Below are 20,344 nucleotides of genomic sequence, written 5' to 3' on the forward strand. Positions count from 1 at the left end.
CTGGATCCGGGCGTCGACGGCGATCTCGTCGCCGGGCCGCACCGGGCTCAGGAAGCGCGCCCGGGTGAGCTCGGCCCGGCCGGGGCCGGGGACGGCGGCCGCGGCCGCCAGCTCGTGGACGTACTGCACCAGGCCGAAGCCGGGGACCACCGGCAGGCCGGGGTAGTGCCCGCGCAGGAACGGTTCGGCCGCGGTCAGCACGACGGTGCCCCGGACGTGCCGCGCCACCGGTTCGCCAGCCGCGCCGGGGGGTTCCGGGCGGCCGTCCGGCTCCGCCACGGTCAACGCTGTGAGCATCATGGTCTGTCCCTCCTCTGTGTCGGGGCCGTCCGGGCCTGCCGACCGGGCCCCGCCGTGTCCGGGCCGCCGCGGTCAGCCGCCCAGGAGCGCGCAGCCGACCGTGCCGTCCCGGTCGACGCAGGTCACCAGTGCCAGCCCGCCCTCGGGCAGCCGTCCCTCGCCGGCCGCGGCCAGCACCGCCGCCAGCTGGAGGCCGGTCGCGGCCGCCGAGGCGTCGCCGAGCAGCGGCCGGCAGCGGAGCCACTGCGGCTCCGCCCCGGCGGGCAGGGCCGCGCGCACCGCCGCCTCCTCGTCCGGTCCGCCGAGCGGGGCCGCCAGGCGTACGTCCCGGCCGTCCGCGCCGGCCTCGGCGAGCGCCGCGCGCACGCAGTCGGTCAGCGCCCCGGCGGCCTGCTCGGGCCGGTGGTAGGCGCGGAAGCGGGTGCCGAGCAGCCGTGCCAGGACCGGGCGGTGCGCCGCGCGCGCCTGCTCGGCGGACTCCAGCAGCCAGGCGACGCCGCCCTCGCCGAGCGGGGTCCGGCCGTCCTCGCCCGCGCTGTGCCACTCCAGCCAGGCGCGCTGGACCGAGTACTCCTCGGCGGCGCCGCACAGCACCCGGTCGCAGTGCCCGCCGCGGTACAGCCGGGCGGCGTAGCCGAGGACGAGCAGGCCGGCCGACCAGCCGCCCGCGATGGTGCTGTTGGGGCCCTTGATGCCGTGCCAGATCGCGCACTGGCCCGCGGCCCGGTTCATCACGGTGTTCGGGAACCTGGCCGGGTCGACCAGGTAGGGGCGGTCGCCGGTGAGCGAGTCCTTGGTGAAGTCCATGATGCTCTGCACGCTGCCCGAGCCGGTGCCCAGGACCAGGCCGACCCGTTCGGGGCGGTCCAGCAGGCCGGGCCCGCAGCCGTCGAGCAGGGTGCCGAAGGTGTGCACGGCGAGCGCGGTGACCCGGTCCATGGTCCTGGTGCCCTTGCGGCCGAGGGCCGCGGCGGCGCTGAAGTCCGGTACCAGGGCGGCCTGTTCGTAGGGGCCGGGGTACGCGGTGCGGTCCAGTGCGGCGACGGCGCCGGTGCCCGCGCGCAGCCCCGCGCCGAAGGCCTGCGCGCCGACCCCGAAGGGCGAGACCGCCGACCAGGCGGAGAACACCGGCTCGGGCACCGCCCGGTCCGGGCCGGCCGGCCGGGCCCGGGCCCGGCTGTCGGTCGCCGTCATGCCCGGCCCCGGCCGAGGGCCTTGCCCGCCTTGCCGGTCAGGGCGTCGGTCAGCCGGTCGTCGAAGTCGACCAGGCTCCAGTCGCGGCGGTTCTCGATCACCGCCCAGCCGTGGGTGATCCGGCCGGTGGCGGTCGGCACCAGGACGCCGTCGCGCAGCACGTAGGCGTCCATCCGCGCGGTGTAGGTCAGCCGCTTGAAGACGCTCTCGACGGTGTAGACGGTGTAGAGCGTCTCCTCCATCAGCGCCTCGTCGAGGAGGGTGATCCGGGAGTGCGGGACGACCGGGATCCAGTCCTGCTCGTCCAGCAGGGTCTTGATGGAGACGCCGCGGTCCGCCAGGAAGAGGTCGACGACCTCCTCCATCTGCCGCAGGTACCCGGACATCTGGACCCGCTCGGTGAAGTGGCAGTAGAAGTACGGCATCCGCCACGCCCAGCCGAAGGCGTTGCGGCCCGCCGTCAGCTGCTCGAGCGGGTCGGTGCCGGGCTCCAGCGGGACGGGCGCCGCGCCCGCGCCCAGCCGGTCGACGGTGAGTCCGACGAGCTCGGCGGGCGGTTCGGCGACGGCGTGGCCGCGCGGGTCGGAGCGGAGGTGGACGGTGGCCTTGGCGGCGACGGCCTTCACGGTCTCGCCGGAGCGCTCCACGGTCAGCTCCACGCCCAGGCGCAGCCCGCCGCCGTCCTGGGCGGGCAGCCGGCGCACGGTGGCCGTCACCACGTCGTCGATGTGCAGCGCGGTGAGGATCTTGGTGTCGAGATCGGTGAGGTCGACGCCCAGGCCGTACCGCTCGAAGAGCTCCCCGGGCGGGAACCCGTGCTGCCGGGCGTGGTCGTAGACCGCCTCCTCGACCAGGTAGTTGACGTGCTTGAAGCCGATCCAGGTGCAGATGTTCGAGCCCTCGTAGCGGGGGCGCAGCCGCACCCGCGTGGTCGGGTCGGCGGCGGGGGCACTGCTGGTCATGGCAACTCCTGGGGTGAGAGGGTGGTGGCGTCGGCGTGCGGCGCCCCGGGCACGGCGGCGCGCAGGAACTCGCACACCAGCCGGGTGACCAGGTCGGGCCGCTCGACCATCGGGAAGTGCCGACAGCCCGGCAGCAGTTCGTACCGCGCCCCGGGCACCCGGGCCGCGAGGGCCCGGCCGTCCTCGGGCCGGGCGGCGGTGTCCCGCTGCCCGGACAGCACGAGCAGCGGCGAGCCGACGGCGCCGAGGTCGAGCGTGGGGGAGCGCAGGTAGGCCTCGAAGAACCGCATCCAGCCGTACGGCCCGACCTGGTCGCGCAGTTGGCGCGCCATCCAGTCGCGGTGGGACCGGGCGAACCGCGCGGTCTCGCCGACCTCCAGCGCCTCCTCGAAGACGCGGTGGAAGTCGTTGAGGTAGTACGAGATCACCGACCAGTCGAAGTCCTTGGGGCTGGGCCGGTAGAAGGGGCTGATCAGCACGGTCGGCCGGGGCGCGGTGCGGCCGGCCGCGGTCGCCTCGACGACCAGGTTCGCCGCGTACGAGTGGGCCACGACGGCGTCGAAGCGCTCGTCCAGCAGCTCGACCAGGAACCGGCCGGGGTCGGGCCGGGCGCCCCAGCCGTCGCCCTCGGACTGGGCGCGCCAGGGCAGTTCGACGTCCCACAGCTCGAAGGCGGCCCCGGCCCGCCGGACCAGCGGGCTCCACACCGAGGGTTTGCCGCCCAGGCCGTGCAGCAGCAGCACCCGGACCGGGTCGGGGCCCTCGGCGGCCCTGCGCAGCCGGGGGGTGGGCGCGCTCATGCGTCCGGGTGCGCTCGGTACGCGCCGAGGATGAGCACCGCGTTGTTGCCGGCGAAGGCCAGCGCGTTGTTCTGCACGATGCGCACCTCGGCGGGGCGGGCCCGGTTGGGGACGGGGTCCAGGCCGCACTCCGGGTCGGTCTGCCGGTGGTTGATCGTCGGCGGGATGAAGCCCTCCTTGATCGCCAGCGCGCAGGCGGCGGAGGCGAGGGCGCTGGCCGCGCCCATGGTGTGGCCGAGCATGGACTTGATGGAGACGGTCGGCGGCGGGGTGGCGAACACCTGCCGGATCGCGCCCGCCTCCGTCACGTCGTTGGCCTTGGTGCCGGTGCCGTGCGCGGAGATGAAGTCGATGTCCTCCGGCTTCACCCCGGCGTTGCGGTGGGCCAGTTCGATGCAGGCGGCGAGGCTGTCGCGGTCCGGCGCGACCGGGTGGTGGGCGTCGCAGTTGAGCCCGTACCCGAGCACCTCGGCGTAGATCCCCGCGCCGCGGGCCAGTGCCGACTCCAGGCTCTCCATCAGCAGGATGCCGGCGCCCTCGCCGGTGAGGATGCCCTTGCGGTCGACGTCGAAGGGCTGGCTCAGCTCCGGCGCGATGGTGCCGAGCCGGTAGAAGCCGGTGAAGGTCTTGCGGCAGACCGCGTCGGCGCCGCCGGACAGGGCGACGTCCGCCTCGCCGGAGCGGATCGCGTCGAAGCCGGAGCCGATGGCGTAGTTGCCCGCGGCGCAGGCGGTCGCGATGGTGACGGCCTCCACGTCGGTGAGCTCCAGTTCGCGCACCACGCTGCTGGACAGCAGGCCGGCCGCCGACCGGCGGGCCACCACCGCGGGCAACCCTTCGGGTCCGTGGTGGAGTTGGTGCTCCGTCAGGGTGTCGAGGTCGCGCGACTCGCCGTCGGTGGTGCCGACCGAGACCAGGACGCGCCTGGCGCGGAGCTCCTCCAGGGCGAGGCCCGCGTCGGCCACCGCCATCCTCGCCGCCGCGACGGAGAACTGGCTGGCCCGGCCCAGCTCTTCGGGATCCCCGTGCTCGATCCACTGGGCCGGGTCGAAGTCGTCGATCTCGCAGCCGTTCGCGTGGGCGTAGCCCGTGGTGTCGAAGGACGTGATCGGTTTGACGCCGCTGCGGCCGCTGCGGAGCCCGCCGAGGAACTCGGCCGCCCCGGTGCCGATGCTGGTGACCGCGCCCAGCCCGGTGATGACGACCCGGCGCGGTTCCCGGTCTCCGCTGCCCACCATTGCTGACTCCGTTCTGTCGACTCGGCGCTGCGGCAGGCTACTTGGACAGGCTCTCCTGGACGACGGCGACGACGCCGTCCAGGTTGACCATCCGGATCAGCTCGGCCTGGTCGATCTCGATCGAGAAGGTCCGCTCCAGCGAGGAGAGGATCTCGATGGCGCCCAGCGAGTCGGCGTTGTGGTCCTCCTTGAACCGGCTGGTGTCGGTGACCTCGTCGGCCTCCAGTTCGAGGATGTCGCAGACGATCTCCTTGATCTGGGCGCGCTGTTCGGTGGTGACGACCGCGGTGCTGGGCATTTCGCCTCCCGGTGAGGGGGTGGGTGCGACAGATGATGATCTGAATTCTTCTCGCCCGCGCTGACGGGCAACTGACGTGCAACTGACGGTCGTTGATCGGCTTGACAGTGCTCGCCAACACCTGTCAGTCTCAACTTTCAGGTAGGAGGAAGAGGGTGGGGGTGCCGACAAGCGCGGAACTACTGGCCCTGCTCGCCGCCGTCGGGCACACCCAGCGCCTGCGGATCATCGGCGAACTGGCGCAGGGCCGGGTCCACGTCAGTGAACTGGCCCGGCGGCTGGGCATGTCCAGGCCGCTGCTCTACATGCACCTGGAGCGGCTCGAACACGCCGGCCTGGTCGCCGGCGCGCTGGAGCTCTCCGATGACGGCAAGGCCATGAAGTTCTTCGAACTCACTCCGTTCGACATCCGCGTCACGGTCGACACCGTCATCGCCGCCCTCCGGGAGGACCGGGCGCAGGTCGACGGGCGCAACGCGACGCCCGAAGGCAGCGACGCCTGAACCAGGCGCCGCCCGGAGGAAGGCGCGACGCCCGAAGGAACAGAAGGGACCCTCATGAGCGGCGGCGTGATCGCCATCGTCATCACACTGATCGTCATCGGCGGGATCAGCGTCAGCATCGTCTCGTACTTCACCCTCCAGCGGCACCGCGCGGACGCCGCCGCGATGGCCGCCTACCGGCAGCTGGCCGAGGAGACGCTGACCGGACAGAAGGCGCTCCGGGGTGAACTGCGGGCGCTGACCGCCAGGTTGGCATCGGTCGAGGACCTGCTGCGAAGCGTCGACGAACTCTGAACCACCCGTCCCACCCGTTCCATCCGCGCCGTCCGGCGCCATCCCGTCCCATCCGTCCTGGTCACCCACGGAGTCGCCATGACCACCGCCACCGTGCACGGCATCGACGATGCCGTGCGACTGAGGAACGTCTGCCGTGGCTACGGCAACGAGCGCAACCGGGTCGTCGCCCTCGACGACGTGTCGGTGGGCTTCGGCCGCAGCACCTTCACCGCGGTGATGGGCCCGTCCGGCTCCGGCAAGACCACGCTGCTGCAGTGCGCCGCCGGGCTGGACCGGCCGGACTCCGGCTCGGTCTCGCTGGACGGCATGGAGCTCGCCGGGCTCAGCGAGAAGGAGCTCACCAGGCTCCGCCGGGACCGGATCGGCTTCATCTTCCAGGCCTTCAACCTGCTGCCCGCGCTGAGCGTGGCCGACAACGTGGCCCTGCCGCTGCGGCTGGCCGGGCGCCGGCCCGGCCGGGAGAGCGTCGAGCGGGTGCTGGAGCAGGTCGGCCTCGGCGCGCGCAGCAACCACCGGCCCGGCGAGCTGTCCGGCGGCCAGCAGCAGCGGGTCGCCATCGCCCGGGCCCTGATCACCCGGCCCGCGGTGCTCTTCGGCGACGAGCCGACCGGCGCGCTGGACACCCGTACCGCGGTGGAGATCCTGCGGCTGCTGCGCCAGGCCGTCCACAACGACGGGCAGACCGCCGTCATGGTCACCCACGACCCGGTCGCCGCCTCCTACGCCGACCGGGTGCTGTTCCTGGCCGACGGGCGGATCGTCGACGAGCTGAGCGGCGCCTCGGCCGACACCATCGCCGAGCGGATGACCCGGCTCGGCGCCTGGGGCGACGGCCCGGACACCCCGGTGACGTCCGGCGCCCATGGCACCCCCGTCGCCCGCGGCGGAGAGGCGGCCCGCTGATGTTCGCCCTGGCCCTGCAGACCCTGCGGTTCCGCAGGACGAGCTTCATCGCCTCCACCGTCGCGCTGTTCTTCGGCGCGGTGATCCTCACCGCCTGCGGCGGTCTGATGGAGACCGGCATCCGCCACCGGGTGCCCCCGTTCGCGGCCGTCCCGCCGGGCACCCAGCAGGCGGCCAGCCGGCTGATCTCGATGTCCGCGGTGTTCGGCGGGATCGCCGCGATGGTCACCGTCTTCATCGTCGGCTCCACGCTGGCCCTGGTGGTCCAGCAGCGGCTCGGCGAGATGGCGCTGCTGCGCGCGATCGGCACCCTGCCCGGCCAGCTCCGCCGGATGATCGTGGTGGAGACCCTGGTCGTCGCGCTCGTCGCCGTCGCCCTCGCCCTCGTCCCGGGCTACCTCGCGGGCGGGTGGATGCTGGAGCAGATCGCGGCCAGCGGCGTGGTCACGAAGGGGATCACCTACCACGCCGGCTGGATCCCGATGGTCACCGCGGGCGGCACCTCGATGCTCGCCGCGCTGACCGCGGCCTTCATCGCCTCCCGGCGGGCGGCGCTCTCCCGGCCCGCCGACGCGCTCGCCGAGTCCCGCCTCCAGCACCGCTGGCTGAGCGGCCCGCGGCTGGCCTTCGCGGTGCTCTGCCTGGCCGGCGGCACCGCGCTGGCGGTGGTCACCGGCACCGTGATGAACGGCGAGGTCGCCGCCAGTACGGCCGGCCCCTCGGCGATGCTCTGGGCGGGCGGGATCGCCCTGCTCGGCCCCGGGCTGACCAAGGTGCTCACCGGGGTGTTCCACCGGCCGCTGCGCGCGCTGTTCGGCCTGACCGGGGACCTGGCGATGGACAACGCCCGGGCCCGCCGGATCCGGATCGCGGGCGCGGTCAGCCCGGTGATGCTGGCCACCGGGCTGTCCACCGCGCTGATCTACCTCCAGACCACGCTCTCCGCCGGCCAGGGCGGCGACGGGGTCGGCGCCTGGGTGGACTACCTGCTGGCCGGCAGCATCATCGCGTACGCGGTGATCTCCCTGGTCAACACCCTGGTGGTGGCCGCCGCCGAGCGCCGCCGGGAGTTCGCCCTGCAACGGCTGGTCGGCGCCACCCCCGGCCAGATCCTGGCGATGACCGGCATCGAGTCGCTGCTCGTCACCATCGTCGGCACGGTGCTGGGCACCTTCGTCGCCGCGGCCACGCTCGCCCCCTTCCGGATGGCGCTGGACGGCTCCTGGCTGCCCCGCGGACCGGTCTGGATCTACCTCTCGATCGTCGGGTTCGTCGGGGCGCTGACCGCCCTCGCCAGTGTCTCGGCCACCGGCGCCGCCCTGCGGACGCCGCCGGCCGAGGCGCTCGCCACCCTGTGACCGGCCCCGGGCCCGGACCACTCCGGGCCCGCCCGGCCGGCCCCGCCCCACTGCACCCGGGGCGGCAGGAAGGACTCCAACTCGGCGAACTGGTCCGGGTGTCGGATGACCCACGACCAGTACCCGGGGATCGTGCGGGCGTACTCGCAGTAGTAGCGCCGGAGCGTGGTGAGCAGTCTGCGCTGGATGTCGTCGGTCACCGAGTCGCTGCGCCACACCAGCAGCATGTCGGTGCCCTCGGCGACGGAGACCGGGACGAGCCGCACCTCGCGGGTGACGCCGGTGGGCGGCGTCAGCGCGGCGGCCCGGACGTCCCGGACCCAGTTCATCGCCTCGTGGTGGCCGTCGACGTAGTGCAGCACCTCCAGGTCGGCCCGGCCGACGGCGGCGAACAGCTGCTTCTCGATCGGGTGGAACCAGTGGTCGCGGGTGTAGCGGACCCACCGCAGCGAGGCGAGCTGCGCCGGGCTCACCGCCTCCTGGCCGACCAGGTGGTGGTCGTGCGGGAGCGCCACCCAGACGGGCTCCCGCACGATCACCGTACTGGCCAGGGCGGGTTCGTCCGCCTCGGCCGAGGCGGCCAGCGCGACCCCGGGCACCATCGCGGCGTGCAGGGCGCCGCGGGACACCTGCGCGATGGCGGCGTCGGGGCTGAGCGTCTCGGTCTGCACCTCCTTGACCGGCAGCGCGGACTTGAGCGCGCTGCGCAGCGACGGCGGCGTCCACTCGGCGTTCCCGAACCGGAACACCTCCGAGAAGTGCGCGGCCGCCTCGGCGATCACCCGGTCCGCGTGCTGGACGAGTTCGGCCAGAATCGGGATGAGCCTTTCCCCCAAGGCGGTCGGAATGGTTCCGGTTCTGGTCCGTACGAACAGCTCGCCGCCCACGGCTCTTTCGATCCGCTTCAATTGTGCGGTGAGGCTCGATTGGGGAAGGCTCAATTGGGCGGCGGCTCTGGAAATGCTGCCCAGCCGGTCGATGGTGGTAACGATCTTGGCATGCCTCAACTCAACGTCCACTGGGCCCCCGTCCGCGATTCCGACTTCCTCGCGTAGCCACCAGGAAAAATCCAAGGCGGTCGCCACGCTAACAGAGTGATCCTTGACCGTCCACAGTCGGAAGCGGCGTGAACGGGCCGGAACGGGACGGGGGTCGGGAGGGGGGAATGCGCGGTGCGGCCGGTGATCGGAAACCGGTATTCCGGGATTTTCCGGAACGGGCATATGCCGAGCGGGATCAGGCCGGTACGGGCCCGGCGAAGTCGAGCACCCGCCGCGGCTCGCCGAGCAGGTCGGCCTGCCGGAGGATCGCCTGGTAGGCGTGGTGCAGCGCGCGGCCGGGCTCCAGCCCCAGGTCGTCGGCGAGCCGGCGGCGGGTGCTGTGGAAGACCTCCAGCGCCTCGGCCTGCCGGCCGTCGCGGTAGAGCGCGAGCATCAACAGCTCGCTCAGGCGCTCCCGTTCGGAGTGCTCGACGGCGAGCTGCCGCAGTTCGGACACCGGGACCCGGGCCGAGTCCACGGCGAGCTTGGCGGCGGTCAGGTCCTCGTACGCGCTGATCCGGCGCTCCTCCAGGTGCGCCGCCCGGATCCGGCAGCGCAGCCCGTCGCAGGAGTCCATCAGGGCGCCGCCGCGCCACAGGCCGAGCGCCTCCTCCAGGGTCGCGATCGCGCGGTCCGGGTCGCGCCGGGCGAGATCGCCGCCCGCGTCGGCGAGCCGCAGGAAACGGTGCGCGTCGATCGCGTCCGTCGGGACGTCGAGGAGATAGCCGCCGTTGGCGGTGCGGAGGGTTTCGTCGCCCTTGCGGCCGGTCACGGATTCCAGCAGCCGGCGCAGTCGGCCGACATTCGCCTGGAGGGCGTTGCGGGCATTGGCCATCGGCTGGTCGCCCCATAACTCGTCCACGATCTCGTCGAACGGGACCGGGATCCCCGGTGAGGTCGCCAGCAGGGTCAGCACGACGCTGGTCCGCTTCGACGCCATGGTGTAGTGCACGTTCTCGTGCGACAGGAGCAGCGGACCGAGAAGCTTGATTTCCACAGCAGCACCCCATGATTTTCCGAGCCGTCCAGGTGAGTCTGCGCGACGCCGGTGCGGACCGGGAGATACCAGCCGGGCGGGGCGGCCGGGGGCGGATGGTATGACACGCCCTGTGCATGACACCCGAAGGGGCGCCGGATCGACGGGGGAGCGATCCGGCGCCCGGCTCGGAGGCGGGGGTGCGGCCTCGCCGCGCCACCCGGGACGGGCCGACGGGGACGCACCGTGACGGCGGGCCCGTATCTGTCGACCTGTCAGAAGAATGCTACAGGTGGCGGGTTGAGCTGTCCATGGGAAGTCGGAGGTGCGGCTACGACTGCCCGGCGCCCCGGCCGTAGCGGTCCAGCTCGTGGAAGAAGCCGTCCACGACGGCGAGTTCGCCCCGCGCGGCCAGCGCGTCGTAGACGTACCGGCCGACCGCGAGGTCGAGCACGCCGAGCCCGAACGGCGAGAACACCACCGGCCGGTCGGTCGGCACCCGGACCTTTCCGGCCATCACCTCGTGGAGCGTGCCGTCGATGAAGTCCCGGTTGCCGGTGAGCTGTTCGGTCAGGTGCGGGGAGGTCTCCGCCTTCAGGCAGTGCTCGACGTCGTCCAGCACGTTGGCCGAGGCGAGCAGCACCTCGGGCGCCAGGTCGCGCAGCGAGACGTTGAGCACCACCGGGTTGTGGGAGAACCACGAGGGGTCGGTGAGGTGCGGCTTCGCGGCGACGGTCGCCAGGACCACCAGGTCCGAGGCGCGGACCAGCTCCTCGGCGCTCCCGTGCACGGTGATCCGGGGCGAGGCACCGGCCTGCTCCAGGTCGGCCCGCTCCGGGTCCGCGCGCTCCAGGTAGGAGCGGAAGCCGGCCGCGTGCTCGGCGGACAGGTCGTGCACCCCGACCTCGTCGAACTCCCAGCCGGTGCGGGCCAGATAGGTGTGGATGTGCCGGGCGATCAGCCCGGTGCCGATGAAGCCGACCCGCCGCGGCCGGGGCCGGCCGACGGAGAGCCGGTCGGCCGCCAGCGCGGCCGAGGCGGCGGTGCGGGCGGCGCTGATGATCGAGCTCTCCAGGCAGGCGATCGGGTAGCCGGTCGCGGGGTCGTTGAGCACCAGCACCGCGGAGGCCCGGGGGAGGCCCGCGGCCACGTTCTCCGGGAAGCTGGAGATCCACTTGATCCCGTCGACCGGCGTGCCGCCGCCCACCGAGGCCGGCAGCGCGATGATGCGCGAGGTGGGCCGGTCCGGGAAGCGCAGGAAGTACGACGGCGGGTTGACCGTGTCCCCCTCGCCGTGCACCCGGTAGGTCGCCGCGACCAGGTCGACGGTCTGCTTCTCGTTGCCGGACAGCACGCCGTGCACCTGCGCGCCGGGGACGACGGCGAACTGCGGGATCTGCCTCTGCTGCGTCATGGATGGCTCCGTCTCGGGGGAGATCTGGCCACAGCAGTGTGGCTGACCTGCGCTGACACCTCGCTGATGACCCGTCAGGCGTTCGAATGGTCCGACAGGTACGGGTCAACCCGACCTGCGACTTTCGACCAGTGCCAAATGACCTGGTCGGACCTTACGAGGATGCCTAGAGTCACTCTCTGGTGGCGCCGCCCTCAGCTTCTACCAGCGGGGTGACGACCGACGGCGCCACCTCGGCCGGTATCCGGCACCTCCCCTGCCGGAAACACGTGGACCACCGAAGAGGAGTCACCAGTGCTCGACCGGGTTGTGATCGTAGGCGGCGGAACAGCGGGTTGGATGACGGCTTCGTACCTGAAGGCCGCGTTCGAGGACCGGGTGGACATCACCCTCGTGGAATCCGGCAACATCTCCACCGTGGGCGTCGGCGAGGCCACCTTCAGCGACATCCGCCACTTCTTCGAGTTCCTCGGACTCAAGGAGAAGGACTGGATGCCGGCCTGCAACGCGACGTACAAGCTCGCCGTCCGCTTCGAGGACTGGCGCGAGCCCGGCCACTACTTCTACCACCCGTTCGAGCAGATGCGCTCGGTCAACGGCTTCCCGCTCACCGACTGGTGGCTCAAGCAGGGGCCGACCAGCCGGTTCGACAAGGACTGCTTCGTGATGGCCTCGGTCATCGACGCCGGCCTCAGCCCCCGCCACCTCGACGGCGCCCTCATCGACCAGCCCTTCGACGAGGGCGCGGACGAGATGCAGGGCCTCACCATGTCCGAGCACCAGGGCAAGACCCAGTTCCCGTACGCCTACCAGTTCGAGGCCGCGCTGCTCGCCAAGTACCTGACGCAGTACGCCACCGACAGAGGCGTCAAGCGCATCGTCGACGACGTCCAGGACGTCCGGCTCGACGACCGCGGCTGGATCAGCGGACTGCGCACCGCCGAGCACGGCGAGCTCACCGGCGACCTCTTCATCGACTGCACCGGCTTCCGCGGGCTGCTGCTGAACAAGGCGCTGGAGGAGCCGTTCATCTCCTACCAGGACACCCTGCCCAACGACAGCGCCGTCGCCCTCCAGGTGCCGATGGACATGGCGAAGCGCGGCGTGCTGCCCTGCACCACCGCGACCGCCCAGGACGCCGGCTGGATCTGGACGATCCCGCTGATGGGCCGGGTCGGCACCGGGTACGTCTACGCGAAGGACTACCTCTCGCCGGAGGAGGCCGAGCGGACCCTGCGCGCCTTCGTCGGCCCCGCCGCCGCCGACGTCGAGGCCAACCACATCCGGATGCGGATCGGCCGCAGCCGCAACTCCTGGTCCCGCAACTGCGTGGCCGTCGGCCTCGCCAGCGGCTTCGTGGAGCCGCTGGAGTCCACCGGGATCTTCTTCATCCACCACGCCATCGAGCAACTGGTCAAGTACTTCCCGGCGCAGGACTGGAACCCGGTCCGGCGCGACCTCTACAACCGGGCCGTCGCCCACGTCATGGACGGGGTACGGGAGTTCCTGGTCCTGCACTACGTCGCCGCCAAGCGCACCGACACCCAGTACTGGCGGGACACCAAGACCCGGAAGATCCCCGACTCGCTGGCCGAGCGGCTCGAACTCTGGAAGGCCCAACTCCCGGACTCCGAAACGGTCTTCCCCTACTACCACGGCCTGCCGCCGTACTCCTACATGAGCGTCCTGCTGGGGATGGGCGGCATCGAGGTGGCGCACTCCCCGGCCCTGGACCTCTCCGACGGCGCCGCCGCGGAACGGGAGTTCGCCCAGATCCGGGAGAAGACCGAACGGCTCGTCGCGACGCTGCCCAAGGCGTACGACTACTTCGCCCGGATGCGCTGACCACGATCCCGGGAAAGGGGCCCGTTCGTCATGGACGTCCTCCAGCTCCTGACACGCGTCGTGCACGCGGCCGCCGTCCTCGGCGTCGTGCTGCTGATCGCCGTGGCGGGCAGGAGAGTCGCGCGCCGTCTCCGGCAGCCGGAGGTGATCGGGGAGATCACGGGGGGCCTGCTGGCCGGGCCCGCCGTGATCGCCCTGGCCGGCCGGCCCGCCTTCGACGCCGTGCTGCCGGGGCCGGTGTTCGACCTCGTCAAGACCGTCGCCGAGGCCGCCCTGGTGCTCTTCCTGGTCGGCCTCGCCCACAAACTGCGCCGCGGCCGGGACCGGCTGCCCCGGCGCGCCACCACCTGGATCACCGTCGGGGCGCTGGTGCCGCCGCTGGCCACCGGAGGCCTGCTGGTCGGGCTGATCGCCCTCACCGGCGACCGGGCGGCCCGCGGCGGCGCCCCGCTGCCGGCCTTCCTCCTGATGGTCGCGGTCACCATGGCCATCACCGCCGTCCCGGTGATGGCCCGCATCCTGGCCGACCGCGGGATGAGCGACGGCGTCCCGGGCCGGCTCTCGCTGGCCTCCGCCGTCGTCATCGACGCCTGCGGCTGGCTGCTGCTCTCCCTGGCGATCAGCCTGGGCGCCGGGGACCCGGCACGCTCGCTGCACTCGCTGCGCGCCCTGGCCGTCGGCGTGGTCTGTGCCCTGGCCATCCGCTACGCGCTGGGCACCCGGACCGCGTCCCGGCTCTGCGGCCGCTCGCCCCGGGCGATGGCGGTCCTGGTCGCGGTGGCCGCCCTCGCGGTGGCCTTCGCCATGAAGCACCTCGGCATGACGTCGATCCTCGGCGCGGCACTGGCCGGGCTGGCGGTCCCGCACGACGACGGCGGCCCGTGGACCCGGGTGGTGTCCACGGTCTCCCGGTCGGGGCAGTTCCTGACCCCCGCCTTCTTCGTGGTCACCGGGGTCACCGTCCTCACCGGCGCCTTCTCCGCCACCTCCGGGGTGCTGATCGTCGGCACCGTCCTGCTGGGCTTCCTCGGCAAGGGCCTCGGCGGCTACCTCGGGGCCCGGATCGGCGGCCAGCCGCCCCGGACCGCCCGGCGGATCGGCGCGCTGATGAACACCCGCGGCCTCACCGAACTGATCGTCCTCCAGGCCGGCTTCGCCTCCGGGGTGCTGCCCGCGCCGCTGGTCCTGGCCCTGGTGGTGATGGCACTGGTCACCACGGCGGCCACCGGGCCGCTGCTGGAGCTGTTCGACCGGATGGAGGGCCGCCCGGCGGCCGAGGGGATCAGCGCGACGGCCATGGCGCCGGTGGAGTCCGTCGAGACAGAAAGCGGTGCGAGATGACCGAGTACGCGGGCGACCGGGCCCGGTTACGGGCCGGGGCCTCCGGGGCCTCCGGGGCGTCCGGAGCCGTGGGGACGGCGGGAGCCACCCCCGACGAGTTCCGGGCCATGATGAGCGGGTTCCCCACGGGCGTGAGCGTGGTGTCCGCCACCGGCCCCGACGGCGCCCCGAGGGGCATGACCTGCTCCGCGGTGTGCAGCGTCTCACTCGACCCGCCCACCCTCCTGGTCTGCCTGCGCGACGGCAGTCCCACGCTCGAAGCGGTCACCGACAGCGGCCTGTTCGCGGTCAACCTGCTGCACGAGGACGCCCAGGGGACCGCTGAACTGTTCGCCTCCGGCAACCCGGACCGGTTCCAGCTGCTCCCCTGGGAACAGGCCCCGGAGGCGGCCGGCCCGCACCTGGTGCGCGACGCCCACACGGTGGCCGACTGCGACGTGGTGCTGGCCCAGCGGGTCGGCGACCACGTCACCGTCTACGGCGAGATCCGCCGGGTCGTACGGCGCCACCACCCGCGGCCGCTGCTGTACGGGCTGCGCCAGTTCCGGGCCTGGCCGCGGAGCTGATCCCGGAACGGCGGGAAGGGTGAGGACCCCCGGCACCGGACGGCGGCCGGGGGTCCAGCCCGCTGTGCCTACGAGGCGAGCAGGTGCGAGGCGCTCCGCGGCCGGGCCCCGCGGGCCGGCCGCTCGGACCGGTCGCAGCCCCCGCCCGTCGCCGCCGGCCGTACCGGCCCGCCGTCCAGCAGCGCCATCCCGAGCGGCGTCACCGAGTGCAGCACGGTGTTGCGCACCCGGCGGGTGGTGATCAGCCCGCTCCGGCGCAGCACCGCCGCGTGCTGGCTGGCGCTGGCCGCCGAGATGCCCAGCCGGTCGGCGAGCTGGCTGGTCGTGCAACTCGCCCGCAGCGTACGGAGGGCGGCCGCCCGGGTCTGGCCCACCAGGGCGCCGAGCGGCCGTGAGCCGCTGTCCCGCTCCTGCCACAGCTGGGCCCCCTTGCGGGCGTGCGGCGGGGCCGCGAACACCAGCACCACCTGCGCGTCCGGCCCCTCGGCGTCGATCGCCAGGCCCGGCCGGTGGTTGAGGAACACCGAGGGGGTGAGCACCAGGCCCCGGCCGCCCAGCCGGATGTCCTGGTCCGGCCCGCCGGGGATCTCCAGGACCGGCGCCCGCCAGGTCATCCGGGGGTGCGCGGTGGACAGCAGCAGCTCCACCCCGCCGGCCATCACGATCCGGCCGCGTGCCTCGCACTCGGCCACCAGGTAGGCGTGCAGGTGCTGCCAGAACGGCGCCACGGCCAGCTGCCAGGCCTCCAGCAGGCAGGCGTCCACGCCCGCCCCGGGCCGCTGCGGCAGCTCGGCGGCCTCGGACGCGTCGAACGGCCCGGACGGCTCGGGCGGCGCGTCGGGTGCCTCCGCGTACCGCAGCGCCTGCCGGAGCAGCGAGTCCACGTCGTGCTCGGGACGGCTGCGCGGGCGGGGCACCGGCCGCCGGGGGAGGCGCTCGTTCACCTGCTTTCGCCACCGGGCGTACGGCGCGCTCACGCCGCGGTCCAGCAGGTCGCAGGCGAAGGCCGATTCCACGAGCGGGCCCATGGTGCTCTTCAGTCGGGTTCTGGCGAGGTCGGCTGCGGTGAAGTGAATCCTCTGCACGATGAAGGTCCCCGTTTCCGTGTCGATGAGGGAGAAATCGACGTGGCCCGGCCGCCGCCACGCGGGCAGGCCGGGCCCTTCCTCGGATGGATCGGACGTCGCCGCTACGAGGCCCGGGCGGTGGAGGCCTCGCGCAGGCTGCGCGGGCGCATGTCCGTCCAGTTGGCCTCGACGTAGGCCAGCGCCTCCTCGCGCGGCCCCTCGGCCAGGGCCACCGCCCAGCCGTCCGGCCGCTCGGCGAACGCGGGCCACAGCGAGTGCTGGCCCTCGTCGTTCACCAGCACCAGGAAGGTCCCGTCCGCGTCGTCAAAGGGGTTCGACATGTCGCACACTCCATTCCGGGTAGGGCGCGGTGCGGCCCTCGGGTCATCGGCGCACGCGGGACAACCGGGTGGGCCCGCTCCGCACATGCTCCCTCGGCTCGCTGACATGGTGCTGACCGCACCCTGATGGGGTCCCGGCGAGCCCGCCGGAACCCAGGAGGGGCGGTGAACTCTCCTTGGTCACAACGAATATGACACAACGTCCGCTCCGATACCGGCGTTCCGCACCGTTGCGGCCGGCGGCGCGGAGCCCGGCCGGGGGAGCCGTTGCGGCCGACGTCCCGGACGGGCGCCCGCACGGACGTGCCCCCGAACGGACGGCCCCCGCACGGACGTGCCCTACCATGGCCCCGTGTTCCTCTTCCGTGACTAGGGCCCCGCGCGGCGACCGCACCCCGGTGGTGCGGTCCTTCGGCGTCCCGGTCCACCGGCGCGTGGCGCGCGCCAGCTCCAGAGGAACCCCTCCATGTCTTCGTCCTACGCGACGGTCCTGCGCACCCCCGGCGCGGTCCGGCTCTTCAGCGCGGCCCTGACCGGCCGCCTCTCCTACGGTGTCGTCCCGCTCTCGCTCCTGCTGGCCGTCACCGCCACGACCGGCTCGTACGCCCGGGCCGGCTGGCTGACGGCGCTGTTCGCCGCCTCCAACGTGCTGCTCTCACCCGCCCGGGCCGGGCTGGTCGACCGCCACGGCCCGCGCCGGACACTGCCGCCGATGGCGGCCGGGTACGCGCTGGTGCTGCTCGGCCTGGCCGCCGCCACCTGGCGCCCCGGCGTCCCGTACCCCGTCCTGCTCGCCCTCGCCGTGGCGGCCGGCGTGCTCGCGCCACCCCTCGGCCCGGTCACCCGGGCGCGGTGGAGCGCCCTGCTGTCCGATCCCGGGCTGCGCCGCCGGGCCTACAGTCTGGACACCGTCGCCGAGGAACTCCTGTACGTCACCGGCCCGTTGCTGGCCGGGGTGATCGCGGCGACGGCCCGCCCGGCGCTCGGACTGGTGCTGGGCGCCGCCCTCGTCCTGACCGGCTCCCTCGCCCTGGCCGCCTCGGTCCGCGGTGTCGGGCCGGACCGCGCCGAGGCCGACTCCGCCGCCACCGGCGGCCGTTCGCGCCCCTGGCGGCCGCCGACCCGGACCGGCCAGCCGCTCGCCGCGGCCGCCGGGGCCGGGGCCGGACTCGGTGCGTTCGCCCTGCTGACGGTGGTCTTCGCCCGGCGGCACGGGCAGGCGGCCGACGCCGCCTGGGTGGAGGCGGCGCTGGCGGCCGGGAGCGCGACCGGCGGCCTCGCCCTCGGCGCCCTCGACTGGCGGGCCCCGGCCCGGCGGCGGCTCGCCGTCCTCACCGCGGCCTTCGCCGGCGCGCTGGCCCTGACCGCCCTCGCCCCGACGGTCCCGCTCCTCGCGGCTGTCGCCGCCCTGGCCGGCCTCACCGTGGCCCCGACCCTCACCACCGCCTACCTGCTCGCCGACGAACTCGCCGAGCCCGGCCACCGGACGCGCGCCGGCGCCTGGGTCAACACGTGCTTCAACGCGGGCAGTTCGGGCGGCACCGCGCTGGCCGGCCTGCTCGCCGACCACCTGCCGCTGCCCCTCTGCCTCGCCCTCGCCGCCACCCCGGCCCTGGCCGCCCTCAGCACCGCCCGGCCCCGTCCCACCACCCCGCCCGACCGCCTGCCCGCCTGATGCCGGGCCACCGCGCGGGCGGCAGCACCCGCCCGCGCGGCCTCCGGGGCCTGGGCGGCGCATCGGAGTACGGAGCGGCGCTCGAACCCGGCGGTCACGCCCCGCGCGCGATGAGTTCCCGTACGCCGTCCGCGACGGCCTTGCTGGTGCGCCACTTCCGGAGGAGGCGGTCCGCCGCCAGTTCCTCGACGACGGAGGTCAGCCAGGTGTCGTCGCCGAGCCGTTCGACCCGGCCGAGGTCGACGATGTTCCCCAGCAGCTGGTGCAGCAGCGTGATCTCGGGCGCCGGGTACCACCGCCGGTGGTGGACGAACCGGGGGCTCCACAGGTCGTAGGGGTGCCGGACCATGGCGCTCAGGCAGGAGCCGTGGGTGCCGATCGCCTCGTGGGGCGCGTGGTGACCGGTCAGGAGTCCGCCGGCCGGTGTGCTGAGGAACCGGCCGCTGGTGACCCCGAGCTTCAGGCTCATCAGGCGCTTCCACGGGACCAGGAAGGGCTCCCGTCCGGTGACGCGGTGCTCGAACCCCTCGGGGAGGACGGCGAGATACGCCTTGCTCTCGTGGTCGCCGATGTACCAGCTTCCGTCGACCCGCACCAGCGGGCCGAGCCCGGGACCGAGGTCGCGGCCGGCCCCGACGGGCGGCGCGGCGGTACCGGAGGCGGCGGGGCGGTCGGTGTTCATGGCTCTCCTCAGGACGGGCGAGCAGCTGCCCGCCGACCAGACTTCCCGGCACACCCCCCGCGGTCACCATACCGGCGGACAGCGGCCGTTGGGCGGGAGGACGCGCAACGGCCCGGCGGAGACTACTCGGCGTCGGACGGCTCCGAGGCGGCCGGGACGGTCTCCAGCGCCGTCATCCGCGGGAGCAGGACCAGCACCGCGACCAGCAGGACCAGCAGCAGCCCGCCGCCGACGAGCAGCGGGGTGCGGATGCTGACGACGGAGGCGATCCAGCCGCTGAGGGCGGCGCCGGCCATGATGCCGAGGCGGCTCAGCAGCATGTAGCAGCTGTTGACCCGGCCGAGCAGTTCCTTCGGTACGGCCTGCTGGCGCAGCGAGATCGCCTGGATGTTCCAGGTGACGATCCCGAAGCCGATCACGCCGTACAGCGCGGCGACTTCGGCCACCGAGGTGCTCAGGCCCATCAGGATCAGCGAGACGCCCATCAGCAGGAAGGCGAGGGCGATCCGGGTGCCCCGGCCGAGCAGCCGGCTGAGGCGGCCGGCCAGGGTGCTGGCGGCGGTGCCGCCGATGGCGCCGGCCGCGAGCACGATGCCGTAGGAGGCGGCGGGTGCGTGGATGACCTTGGTGACCATCAGGACCATCATGGTGGTGCCCATGAAGCAGGCCAGCGCGCCGAGGGTGGAGAGCACGGCGAGCATCCGCACGTCGCGGTGGCGGAGCAGCCAGTCGACGCCCTCGCGGATCTCGGTGAGCACCGGGCGGCGGTCGGCCCGGGTGCTGGGGGCGGTGGAGCGGCCGGTGGCGGCGACCAGGACGGCGGCGAGCGCGAAGGAGACGCCGTCCACGGCGAAGGGGTGGGCGGCGGCGACGGCGAACAGCGCGGAGCCGAGCAGCGGGCCGATCAGGTTGCCGCCGACCAGCATGTTGGCCTGCATCCGGCCGTTGGCGGCGTCGAGTTGGTCGGGGCGGACCAGCTCGGGGACGGCGGAGGTGGCGGCGTTGGAGAAGACCGTCTCGCCGCAGCCGAGCAGGAAGGCCAGGGCGGCGAGCGCGACCAGCGGCGGGTCGGCGAGGAAGACCCAGGCGGCGAAGCCGAGGACGACGACGGCGCGCGCGGCGTCGATGGTCCACATCAGCCGCCGCCGGTCGGCCCGGTCGGCGAGCACTCCGCCGTAGAGGGACATCAGCAGGAAGGGTAGCGAGGCGGAGACGGAGACCACGGAGACCGCGCTGGGGGAGTCGGAGACGGCCACCGCGAGCAGCGGCAGGGCGGAGTCCCGCATGCCGTCGCCGACCGATGAGATCGCCGACGCGGACCACAGCAGGTTGAACTTCCGGCCCAGTTGGGGACGGCTTTTGGACGGCTTCGCGGCCAGGTCTGCTGAGGTCACCGAGGCAGTATGTCATGTCCGCGGAGGGCCGTTCGGGCGGTTTCCGAAGTGCCCGGGGCGTCCCGAACTGTCCGTGTCGGTAGGGGTGTCGGGCTCATCCGGGGGCGTCCGGAGTGTCCGGTGGGTTTCAGCCGGTTTCCGGTGGTTCGT

At 73.5% G+C, this 20,344-nt stretch carries 20 protein-coding genes and 2 pseudogenes; 8 read left to right on the forward strand and 14 right to left on the reverse strand.

Annotation, left to right across the window (positions count from 1 at the left end; all coding sequences use genetic code 11):
- From ACFRQN_RS24140 to ACFRQN_RS24165, 6 genes and pseudogenes are all read right to left on the reverse strand, one after another.
- A pseudogene (locus tag ACFRQN_RS24140) lies at window positions 1–300 on the reverse strand (hypothetical protein); the annotation flags it as partial.
- Between the two features lie 72 nt (window positions 301–372).
- Complete coding sequence (locus ACFRQN_RS24145; RefSeq protein WP_380742023.1) at window positions 373–1,494, reverse strand: beta-ketoacyl synthase N-terminal-like domain-containing protein; 1,122 nt, start codon at window positions 1,492–1,494, stop codon at window positions 373–375.
- On the reverse strand, window positions 1,491–2,456 hold the full coding sequence (locus ACFRQN_RS24150; RefSeq protein ID WP_380742025.1) for a hypothetical protein: 966 nt from the start codon (window positions 2,454–2,456) through the stop codon (window positions 1,491–1,493). The genes ACFRQN_RS24145 and ACFRQN_RS24150 overlap by 4 nt, the downstream gene beginning before the upstream one ends.
- Window positions 2,453–3,256, reverse strand: coding sequence for an alpha/beta fold hydrolase (locus ACFRQN_RS24155; RefSeq protein ID WP_181970522.1), 804 nt, complete (start codon window positions 3,254–3,256; stop codon window positions 2,453–2,455). The genes ACFRQN_RS24150 and ACFRQN_RS24155 overlap by 4 nt, the downstream gene beginning before the upstream one ends.
- The gene (locus ACFRQN_RS24160; protein WP_380742028.1) at window positions 3,253–4,494 is read right to left on the reverse strand and encodes a beta-ketoacyl-[acyl-carrier-protein] synthase family protein; all 1,242 of its coding nucleotides are present in this window, start codon (window positions 4,492–4,494) and stop codon (window positions 3,253–3,255) included. Before ACFRQN_RS24160 ends, ACFRQN_RS24155 begins: the two co-directional genes overlap by 4 nt.
- A gap of 37 nt (window positions 4,495–4,531) precedes the next feature.
- Window positions 4,532–4,792 (reverse strand): acyl carrier protein, encoded by a 261-nt coding sequence (locus ACFRQN_RS24165; RefSeq protein WP_049652157.1) that lies wholly within the window; start codon window positions 4,790–4,792, stop codon window positions 4,532–4,534.
- 161 nt (window positions 4,793–4,953) lie between these two features.
- Here ACFRQN_RS24165 and ACFRQN_RS24170 point away from each other — a divergent pair, with 161 nt between their 5' ends.
- From ACFRQN_RS24170 to ACFRQN_RS24185, 4 genes are all read left to right on the forward strand, one after another.
- Window positions 4,954–5,295: a winged helix-turn-helix domain-containing protein gene (locus tag ACFRQN_RS24170; protein WP_049652158.1), complete on the forward strand. Its 342-nt coding sequence runs from the start codon at window positions 4,954–4,956 to the stop codon at window positions 5,293–5,295.
- Between the two features lie 54 nt (window positions 5,296–5,349).
- On the forward strand, window positions 5,350–5,589 hold the full coding sequence (locus ACFRQN_RS24175) for a hypothetical protein (RefSeq protein WP_049652159.1): 240 nt from the start codon (window positions 5,350–5,352) through the stop codon (window positions 5,587–5,589).
- A 78-nt stretch (window positions 5,590–5,667) separates the two neighbouring features.
- The gene (locus tag ACFRQN_RS24180; protein ID WP_380742030.1) at window positions 5,668–6,495 is read left to right on the forward strand and encodes an ABC transporter ATP-binding protein; all 828 of its coding nucleotides are present in this window, start codon (window positions 5,668–5,670) and stop codon (window positions 6,493–6,495) included.
- The gene (locus ACFRQN_RS24185) at window positions 6,495–7,853 is read left to right on the forward strand and encodes an FtsX-like permease family protein (RefSeq protein ID WP_049652161.1); all 1,359 of its coding nucleotides are present in this window, start codon (window positions 6,495–6,497) and stop codon (window positions 7,851–7,853) included. The genes ACFRQN_RS24180 and ACFRQN_RS24185 overlap by 1 nt, the downstream gene beginning before the upstream one ends.
- Here ACFRQN_RS24185 and ACFRQN_RS24190 read toward each other — a convergent pair.
- The 4 genes and pseudogenes from ACFRQN_RS24190 to sbnB form a co-directional block, all read right to left on the reverse strand.
- Window positions 7,745–8,689, reverse strand: a complete 945-nt coding sequence (locus ACFRQN_RS24190) for a substrate-binding domain-containing protein (protein WP_234348408.1) — start codon at window positions 8,687–8,689, stop codon at window positions 7,745–7,747. The two genes, ACFRQN_RS24185 and ACFRQN_RS24190, sit on opposite strands and share 109 nt — an antisense overlap.
- Before the next feature lie 3 nt (window positions 8,690–8,692).
- Window positions 8,693–9,076, reverse strand: a pseudogene (locus tag ACFRQN_RS24195) (LysR family transcriptional regulator); the annotation flags it as partial.
- Window positions 9,077–9,089: 13 nt separating this feature from the next.
- Window positions 9,090–9,890 carry an AfsR/SARP family transcriptional regulator gene (locus tag ACFRQN_RS24200; protein ID WP_234348407.1) on the reverse strand — a complete coding sequence of 267 codons (801 nt, stop codon included), beginning with the start codon at window positions 9,888–9,890 and terminating at the stop codon, window positions 9,090–9,092.
- A gap of 310 nt (window positions 9,891–10,200) precedes the next feature.
- Window positions 10,201–11,283: a 2,3-diaminopropionate biosynthesis protein SbnB gene (sbnB, locus tag ACFRQN_RS24205; protein WP_380742032.1), complete on the reverse strand. Its 1,083-nt coding sequence runs from the start codon at window positions 11,281–11,283 to the stop codon at window positions 10,201–10,203.
- Window positions 11,284–11,577: 294 nt separating this feature from the next.
- Between sbnB and ACFRQN_RS24210 the strand changes: the two genes are divergently transcribed.
- From ACFRQN_RS24210 to ACFRQN_RS24220, 3 genes are read left to right on the forward strand one after another with little or no spacing between them, the layout of a single operon-like run.
- Window positions 11,578–13,128, forward strand: coding sequence for a tryptophan halogenase family protein (locus ACFRQN_RS24210; protein ID WP_074002444.1), 1,551 nt, complete (start codon window positions 11,578–11,580; stop codon window positions 13,126–13,128).
- Between the two features lie 30 nt (window positions 13,129–13,158).
- Window positions 13,159–14,469: a cation:proton antiporter gene (locus ACFRQN_RS24215; RefSeq protein WP_380742034.1), complete on the forward strand. Its 1,311-nt coding sequence runs from the start codon at window positions 13,159–13,161 to the stop codon at window positions 14,467–14,469.
- Window positions 14,466–15,035, forward strand: a complete 570-nt coding sequence (locus tag ACFRQN_RS24220) for a flavin reductase family protein (protein ID WP_380742037.1) — start codon at window positions 14,466–14,468, stop codon at window positions 15,033–15,035. Before ACFRQN_RS24215 ends, ACFRQN_RS24220 begins: the two co-directional genes overlap by 4 nt.
- 68 nt (window positions 15,036–15,103) lie before the next feature.
- Here the strand turns inward: ACFRQN_RS24220 and ACFRQN_RS24225 are convergent, their stop codons facing one another.
- Together ACFRQN_RS24225 and ACFRQN_RS24230 are read right to left on the reverse strand one after the other, a co-directional pair.
- Window positions 15,104–16,120, reverse strand: coding sequence for an ArsR family transcriptional regulator (locus ACFRQN_RS24225; RefSeq protein WP_380742039.1), 1,017 nt, complete (start codon window positions 16,118–16,120; stop codon window positions 15,104–15,106).
- A 104-nt stretch (window positions 16,121–16,224) separates the two neighbouring features.
- Window positions 16,225–16,443 (reverse strand): MbtH family protein, encoded by a 219-nt coding sequence (locus tag ACFRQN_RS24230; protein WP_049652169.1) that lies wholly within the window; start codon window positions 16,441–16,443, stop codon window positions 16,225–16,227.
- A gap of 466 nt (window positions 16,444–16,909) precedes the next feature.
- On the opposite strand from ACFRQN_RS24230, the gene ACFRQN_RS24235 reads away from it, so the two are divergent.
- Window positions 16,910–18,118, forward strand: a complete 1,209-nt coding sequence (locus tag ACFRQN_RS24235) for an MFS transporter (protein ID WP_380742042.1) — start codon at window positions 16,910–16,912, stop codon at window positions 18,116–18,118.
- A 94-nt stretch (window positions 18,119–18,212) separates the two neighbouring features.
- On the opposite strand, the gene ACFRQN_RS24240 is transcribed toward ACFRQN_RS24235, so the two are convergent.
- A complete protein-coding gene (locus tag ACFRQN_RS24240) occupies window positions 18,213–18,800 on the reverse strand; it encodes a hypothetical protein (RefSeq protein ID WP_380742044.1) in 588 nt (195 codons plus the stop codon).
- A gap of 122 nt (window positions 18,801–18,922) precedes the next feature.
- On the reverse strand, window positions 18,923–20,194 hold the full coding sequence (locus ACFRQN_RS24245; protein WP_380742046.1) for an MFS transporter: 1,272 nt from the start codon (window positions 20,192–20,194) through the stop codon (window positions 18,923–18,925).
- Between the last annotated feature and the right edge of the window lie 150 nt (window positions 20,195–20,344).

Source organism: Kitasatospora sp. NPDC056800, assembly GCF_042789775.1.
Taxonomy (GTDB): Bacteria; Actinomycetota; Actinomycetes; order Streptomycetales; family Streptomycetaceae; genus Kitasatospora.